4 protein-coding genes and 1 pseudogene are annotated in these 7,980 nt (G+C 59.1%); all 5 read left to right on the top strand.

Annotated elements, in window-relative coordinates:
* Window positions 1-673, top strand: a pseudogene (locus BN1233_RS49425) (site-specific DNA-methyltransferase); the annotation flags it as partial.
* A 14-nt stretch (window positions 674-687) separates the two neighbouring features.
* Window positions 688-1,974 carry a phospholipase D family protein gene (locus BN1233_RS00625; protein ID WP_046861593.1) on the top strand — a complete coding sequence of 429 codons (1,287 nt, stop codon included), beginning with the start codon at window positions 688-690 and terminating at the stop codon, window positions 1,972-1,974.
* A complete protein-coding gene (locus BN1233_RS00620; protein ID WP_046861592.1) occupies window positions 1,974-4,073 on the top strand; it encodes a 3'-5' exonuclease in 2,100 nt (699 codons plus the stop codon). The genes BN1233_RS00625 and BN1233_RS00620 overlap by 1 nt, the downstream gene beginning before the upstream one ends.
* Window positions 4,074-4,128: 55 nt before the next feature.
* Window positions 4,129-7,260, top strand: a complete 3,132-nt coding sequence (locus BN1233_RS00615; protein WP_048708979.1) for an SNF2-related protein — start codon at window positions 4,129-4,131, stop codon at window positions 7,258-7,260.
* A gap of 5 nt (window positions 7,261-7,265) precedes the next feature.
* A partial coding sequence (locus BN1233_RS48160) for a hypothetical protein (protein WP_197094586.1) occupies window positions 7,266-7,980 on the top strand: 715 nt, incomplete at its 3' end.

The following is a 7,980-nucleotide window of genomic DNA, read 5'->3' as shown; positions in this document are numbered from 1 at the left end:
GGGTTGGCCGGGAGACCATATCTGCGCCGAAGGCACATTCATGGAAGGCGAGCGGCAGAGGCGCGCCGGGATCTTCATCGGCCCGGAATTCGGCACCGTCTCGCGTCCGGATCTTGTTGCCGCCGCCCGCGAGGCAGGCGATGCCGGTTTTGACGTGCTGATCGCCTGCGCCTTCAACTACGACGCCCATTCCGCCGAATTCGACAAGCTCGGTCGCGTGCCAGTGCTGAAAGCGCGCATGAACCCCGACCTGCACATGGGCGGCGAGCTCAAGGCAACCGGCGCCGGCAACCTCTTCGTGATCTTCGGCGAGCCCGATATCAAGATCGAGGAAGCCGAAAACGGCATGATCCGCGTCAGGGTCTTCGGCGTCGATGTCTTCAAGCCGCAGACGGGCGAGGTCGTCTCCGAAGGTACGGACGGCATCGCGCTCTGGATGCTCGACACCGACTACAATGAAGAGAGCTTCTTCGTCCGCCACGCCTACTTCCTCGGTGCAAACGACCCCTACAAGGCGCTGAAGACGACGCTGAAGGCGGAGATCGATCAGGAGGCTTGGGAGAGCCTCTACTCGGATGTGTCCCGGCCCTTCCCGAAACCGAAATCCGGCCGCATTGCGGTGAAGGTGATCAACCACCTCGGGGACGAGGTGATGAAGGTGTTTGCGGTGTAGCAGGAAAGCGTAGCATGCCCGTCAACTCAACTGTGCTCTTCGACCTACCTCAGAAGGAAGTCGCCTCTCTCTTGGTTGAGCGCATCAGGCGCTCATTGTCGACGAGCATAGTAACTGGCTTTGCAACGCCCGGCGGTCTGGCGGCGATTGCCGCACCGATCAAGGCGCAGGCTCGCCACCTCGACTGTCTCGTCGTTGGAGCAGCTACCTATCCTGCGTTCGAAGCGCTAGAAGAGCTGATATCAGCAGGAGTCCCGGCCGACCGGTTATACGTTCATCTTGGGCACACGGCACCGACCGGTTGGCCCAAGAAGCCGTTTGTGCGATTTCATCCGATGCTCCACAGCAAAGTCTACTACATGGAGTTGTCGAATTCAGAAGCTTGCGCGTTCATTGGTTCCCACAATGTCACAGCGTTTGCCCTCACAGGACTGAATGGAGAGGCGGCTGTCATGTTAGAAGGTCCGGCATCATCGCCGGAATTCGAGAAGGTTCGCCGACATATCGCGACAGCGCGCGATCAGGCCGTGAGCTATACTCCGGCGCTAAAAGAGGCCTATGCGTGGTGGTCTCGGGAGTTCATAGACGGCCTCAAATCGGAGATCGGCCTGCCACAGAATTGGACAACGATCAGGACCATCTTGATCTTCGCCCAGGCTGAAACTGGCTGTAAACTTAGGTCTGGCGACCAGCTCTATTTTGAAATCCCGGCCGGCATCGAACAAATCGAAAACCTGCGAACCGAAGTTCATCTCTTTCTCTTCCGAACTCTTCCTGCCGACCCTTGGGAGGCATTGTCTATCGCGTCATCCGCGGACGCCCGATATACCTGTCGCACGCTTGGCGCGGAGAATCGCCAAGGTAACCGCGAGGTGGTTGCCAATTGGCGGATCGAGCAAAGATCGACGCCCATTCTCAGACAAGTGCCATCGGGAATTTACCGACCAACTATGTCAAACGGGATGCAACAGGTGCGAGCCGAGGTGGAGGTGGCAACAATCGCACCTTATGAATACCGCTTCGAGCGCGAAAGAAGTGGTTGGGACCCTGAGTTCTCGGACGAGCAGGTATATCCATCTGAGGACATGCTCGACCAAGTTGCGTTGGTTGAAGCGCGAGGGAGCGAGCGGTCGGGGCGTGGATGGCGATTGGTGAAGGGCCTTGTCCCGCGGCTCGGATCAGCGGTCGAAAGGGATCAAGCGGCACTTGAACTTGCAGCTCCGGAATCTGGCTCTTTCCTTCTAGTCTCCCTGCGGAGACGCGAGACGAACCAAACCAAGCGGCGGATGGGGGAATATTGATGGAATTCCGCATCGCCGACACTTTCACCGACAGCCTAACCCGACTGACTGCACAGGAGCAAAAGGCGGTGAAGACGACCGCCTTTGACCTGCAGTTGGATCCGTCGGCACCAGGGCTTTCGTTCCACAAGCTCGATCGCGCAAAGGACACCAATTTCTGGTCCGTTCGCGTCAATGACGATATCCGGCTGATCGTGCACCGCACGGCATCGAGCCTGCTGCTCGTCTATGTCGACCACCACGACGACGCCTACAAATGGGCGGAGCGCCGCAAGATCGAGCGCCATCCGACGACGGGCGCCATGCAGCTCGTCGAAATCCGTGAGCGGATCGAGGACATCGAACCCGTCAGATCGAGCGAGCACCTGGCTCCCGAAGCCTTGCCGAAAGCCTCTCCGAAGCCGCGCCTCTTCGACAATCTGCGCAAATTCGAGCTGATGGCCTTCGGGGTTCCCGAGGAATGGATCGACGATGTCCGAGCGGCGACCGAGGACAGCCTCTTCGACGTTATCACGCATCTGCCGCAGGAGGCCCAGGAGGCTCTCCTGAAGCTTGCCGTCGGCGAAAAGCCCGAGCCTCCGGCGCCCGCCCCTGCCGAAGCCGACCCGTTCGCGCATCCCGATGCGCAGAGACGATTCCGTATTCTAACCAACGCAGAGGACCTGCAGCGCGCCCTCGATGCGCCATGGGACAAGTGGGCCGTCTTCCTGCATCCGGCGCAAACGGCGCTCGTCGAGCGGAGTCATTCCGGCCCGGCCCGTGTCTCCGGCTCGGCCGGCACGGGCAAGACCATCGTGGCGCTGCACCGGGCAGTTCACCTCGCTAGAGCGAATCCTCAGGCGCGTGTGCTCCTGACAACTTTCTCCAAGGCTCTCGCGAATGCCCTGCGCTCAAGGCTCGGCACGCTCGCTGGTAACGAGCCGAGTGTGTCTTCCCGAATCACGGTCAAAGCCATCACGGCTGTGGGATACGATCTCTACAGCCAGCGCTTCGGGCAACCGAATATCGCTTCGCCTGCGCTGATCCACAATCTCCTGTCGAGAGCCGCCGCAGAGGTTACCGACCACAGGTTTTCCGCGCATTTCCTTTTCGGCGAATGGTCCGATGTCGTCGATGCTTGGCAGCTCAAGTCATGGGAGTCGTACCGGGACGTATCTCGCCTCGGCCGCAAGACGCGGATCGGCGGGAGGCAGCGCGAAATTCTCTGGACGATTTTCGAGCGTGTGCGTGCAGGGCTCGATGAGAAGAAAGCCGTCACTTGGGCCGATGTTTTCGGTCGTCTCACGGATGAGCTCGCGGCCGGCGGTAAACCACCCTTCGACCATGCGGTCGTCGACGAGGCCCAGGATCTCGGTGTCGCCGAGGCCCGCTTCCTGAGCGCTCTGGCCGGCAGCAAGCCCGATGGCCTGTTCTTCGCCGGCGATCTGGGCCAGCGGATTTTCCAGCAACCGTTCTCGTGGAAAGCGCTGGGCATCGACGTGCGCGGCCGGTCCTCCACATTGCGGATCAACTACCGCACCTCCCACGAGATACGGCTGCACGCCGATCGCCTTCTTCCTGCCATTGTGTCGGACGTGGACGGGAATACTGAGGGCCGGCGAGGCACGGTTTCGATGTTCGACGGCCCGCCTCCGACCGTCCGAGCATTCGGCAGCCCGGAAGACGAGCGCGATGCTGTCGCGCAATGGATCTCGCAGCGGCTTCGCGATGGCTGCCAACCCCATGAGATTGGCGTGTTCGTGCGCTCCGACGGGCAGCTGAAGCGGGCACGGAGCGCCTTGAAGGCCACTGGCGTCCGCGCCGTCGAGCTCGGCGAGAAGATCGAGGCGGAGGATGGCTGCGTGGCGCTCAGCACCATGCACTTCGCCAAGGGCCTGGAGTTCAAGTCGGTCGTCGTGATGGCCTGCGACGACGAGATCATTCCACTCCAGGAGCGGATCGAGAGTGTGGCCGACGACGCCGATCTCGAGGAGGTCTACGAGACAGAACGACACCTGCTCTACGTCGCCTGCACGCGGGCCCGCGACCGCCTTCTGGTCACCGGTGTCGAACCGGTATCGGAATTTCTGGACGACTTTTTGAAGCGGGAGCGTAGTTGAGGCCCGACTTTGCACTGGTCGGGCAACTTAGGAGGGGAGCAAGGGAAATTGAAACGTGGGGGTTGGCGTCGTGGAAGCAAACCAAAATAGCACTGAGAGCGTCGACTTTCGCGTCGCGAACATCAGAGTCCGCTCAATCTTTGATTCATCGAAGGTCGGGTTAACGACCGGCACGGTCAAGACCTTTGGCGGCCGCGAATATGCCTTGATTCGGCTTCCAAGCGGAGAAACCGAGCCATTTCCGACCAGTCATCTGGAACTGGCGCCCGAAGCCGAGACACGCGCATCGGCCATTCAAAAGGGTCGCTTCTCGGGTCCCGATGCACTTCAGCGCACTCTCCTGACGGAGAAGATACGGGGGCGCTTAACTGACATTTTCTACGCCATGGGGGCGGGACAAGCTGATTTCTACCCCCATCAGTTCAAGCCAGTCTTGAAGTTCGTCTCCTCGACCGTCGGTCGGATACTCATTGCCGACGAGGTCGGCTTGGGAAAGACCATCGAAGCAATCTACATTTGGCGAGAGCTGCAGGCCAGGGTCGGAGCGCGCCGGCTTCTTATCGTGTGTCCGGCCGTGCTCCGGTCGAAATGGCAGAACGAATTACGGGAGCGCTTCTCCATCGACGCTTCGGTAGTCAACGCACGCACATTGCGCGAGCTGTCGAGCGACGCCTTACGCGACCCAAACAAATCCTTCGTGGCAATCGCCGGCCTCGAGAGTATCCGCGCTAAGCGCCCGAAATCTGACGAGCTTCAGATCTCCGGCTCGCAACGGGACCAATTGGCAGCAATGCTGGCCGAGAACGAGGCAGGATCAGAGTTTGCCTTATTCGACCTGGTGGTGATCGATGAGGCCCACTACTTGCGAAATCCGGAGACGGCAAACCACCATATGGGCTCTCTCCTGGCAGGCGCATCGTCACATCTGGTGCTCCTAACGGCCACACCAATCCAGATCGGGAGCGTGAACCTTTATCACCTTCTTAATCTTGTCGATCCTGAGCGTTTCCCAAATGCTGAGGTCTTCGAGATGATTCGCGATGCGAACCGGCCGCTCACCGAGGCTCTGAATGCGGTCCTCAGCGTTCCGCCCCAAGTCGACACGTTTCGATCGGCGGTGGCCGAGTTGTGTCGTAGCCGTTTCTTTCGGGACGACGCGGTACTTGAAGAACTTGCAGCGGATCCAGAGGTGCTTGCCACACATGGCGATAGGGTTCGTGCCGCCCGAGTCCTCGAGAGCAGGTCGCTTCTCGGCGACTTGCTGACCAGAACGCGAAAACGAGATGTGCTCCAGAACCGGGTCATCCGGAACCCTGCTGTTATCAGGATTCAACTCGATGAAGAAGAAATGGAGCTCTATAAGGGAGTCACGCAGCGGCTCAGAGATCGTGCGTATATGTCCAACAACGCGCTGACGTTCGCGATGATTGCCCGTCAGCGGCAGCTCGCAAGCTCTATTCCAGCCGCTTTGGCAGGATGGAAGGAGACGGACTCGCTCAGTGAAATTCTTCAAGAAGATTTGGGTCACGTTTTCGACGAAGATGAACTTGATGCTGCAGGAGTGACTTTCGACGACCTGGTCGCCCGGCATGATTTCGAGGCCAGCGACTCCAAGTACCATGAGTTCAGTAGCTTTCTTCGCCAGTGCTTGTCGCAAGACCCCTCTGAGAAGATCGTCGTTTTCTCATTCTATCGAGGCACGATCCGCTATCTCGAGCGCCGCCTGCGCGCGGAAGGCTTTCCAGTGGCCGTCATTCTGGGCGGAATGGGTGAGGCCAAGGACGAGGAACTCGCCCGATTTGCAGACCCAAAGGGCGCACAAGTCCTCCTCTCGTCGGAGGTGGGCAGCGAAGGTATCGACCTGCAGTTCTCCCGAGTTGTCGTGAACTACGATCTTCCCTGGAACCCGATGAGGGTAGAGCAGCGAATCGGGCGTATCGATCGCCTTGGGCAGAAGGCCGACCGTATTCAGGTCGTGAGCTTCGTTCTATCGGATACGATCGAGGAAGTAGTCCTCGAACGCTTATATGAACGGATCAATATTTTTCGGGAATCGATCGGCGACCTTGAAGAGATACTTGGACCATCGCTCGACGAACTTGCCCTCGAATATTTCCGTGATCACCTGAGCGACGAGGAGTTGGCCCGGCGTCTCGATCAGAACGCGCTCGCGGCCGAAAGGTCGCGCCGCGACCTTGAAACCCTTGAGGACGAAGCTCCCGAACTCGTCGGGCATACGGATTTCGTGCTTTCCAATATTCAGCATAGCCGGGACGCCGGAAAATGGATCAGACCTGACGACGTACTCACCTTCATCACGGACTTTTTGGTCGAGCACTATCCCGGCTCTGCAATAGAGGCTGACCCACTCCGAATCGGGATTTTTCGTATTTCGCTCAACCCGGAGGCCCGAGCGGCACTCGCAATCTATATTGAGGATCGGCGACCGAGCCGTGGAACGCGATTGCACGTGCCGGGGGTGACGGTTCAGACGGTATTCGAGGCCAAGCTTCTAAGCGGATTTCGTCCGCGTCCGGAGCTCATTGATGTTACCCACCCGTTACTGCTTTGGGCACGCAGTGAGGTCGAGCGTCGCGGGAAGACACACCAGCCGGTCACTACTGCGGAGATTTCCTCAGAGCGAGCCGATCTACCACCGGACCTTTATGTCTTCGCCACCGACCTCTGGCGCTTCGAAGGTCTCCGCAAGGATATCCGAATGCGCCATGTGGCCATGTCTGCCACGAGTGGAGAGTTCCTTTCGCCCAATGACGCCGATCGGCTCATAGACACGGTGGCGCGGGAGGGCAAGAAAACCGATCTTCAACAGTTCGGCGATTTAAATGACGCCCTCATGCAGGCATATGCTGCCTGTGAAGACGAGCTAATTGGTGAGTTCTTTAAAGAACAGCATCTCTTTCGTCAGGAGAATCTACAGCGGATCAAGCAGGCGCTTCTTGTCGTCGAGGAGAGAGGCAATCGGAAATTGAGTCAACTTCGGGAACGCTTGGAGAATCAGCGTCGGTCAAACGACGAGAAGCGGCGGCGTGCAGCGCCTATGACTGAAGGGCTCATCAAGAAGGCTCAGGCGGACCTGGATCAACGTAGGGCGCGCATTCAGGCGAACGAGCATCCACAAACGACCCACAGGCCGGTCGCAGGTGGGATCATCGTTGTCACGGAGTGAGTGGGGTGGCTGAAGACTGGAAAGAAAAGCTCAGGAAGGCATTCTTCGGCAAGAAGTCCGAGGGATCGAAAGCATCGGCGAAGCGTGACGCCGCAACGAAACTGTCACCGGCCGCGGAGACTAAGCCTCCTCGGAAGGTCGAGAAAGCTGAAAAACCGGGTCGGGAAAAGCCAGCGTCGTCGCCCGCTGCTGGTAGCAGCAGAAGCACCTCACCGGCTGCTACAGTCGCATCAGGAAGCTCAAAGCGCATCATGGCTCCCGAGGTAGATGCTCATATCGGCATCGACTTTGGGACCCGGTTCACAAAAGTCGCGCTCCACCTTCCACACGTTCAGTCGCGCAAGGTTTTGCCTCTTGGTCAACCAGCCGAGAGGATTTTAGCCTCGAAACTATTCGTCGACGCCGGCAGGTTGATCTATCCGCCAGATCTCGCGCCGGCCTCAACTGAAGGTTGCATTGAATATCTGAAAATGCGCTTGGCGTCTCCGCAAGGCAAGACCTTCGGATCGGTCTCGCCTCTCGCAGAGGCCGAAGATCCGACGGTCTTGCGAGCGCTCTCAGCGACTTATCTCGCCGGCATCATTCGCATGGCCATGAAGGCCGCGCGACGAGAGCCCGCGCTAGGGCCAACTCGACCTGTGGCATGGCTGATCAATGTCGGCGTGCCAGTCAAACACTGCGACAGCCCCGAGATCTCGGTGTTTCAGGAGGTGTGTGGGG

Origin of the sequence: Microvirga massiliensis, assembly GCF_001006805.1 — a bacterium.
GTDB classification, from domain to species: domain Bacteria; phylum Pseudomonadota; class Alphaproteobacteria; order Rhizobiales; family Beijerinckiaceae; genus Microvirga; species Microvirga massiliensis.
Note: the sequence above shows the minus strand (reverse complement) of the source record. Positions and strands in the feature narration are given on the sequence as shown.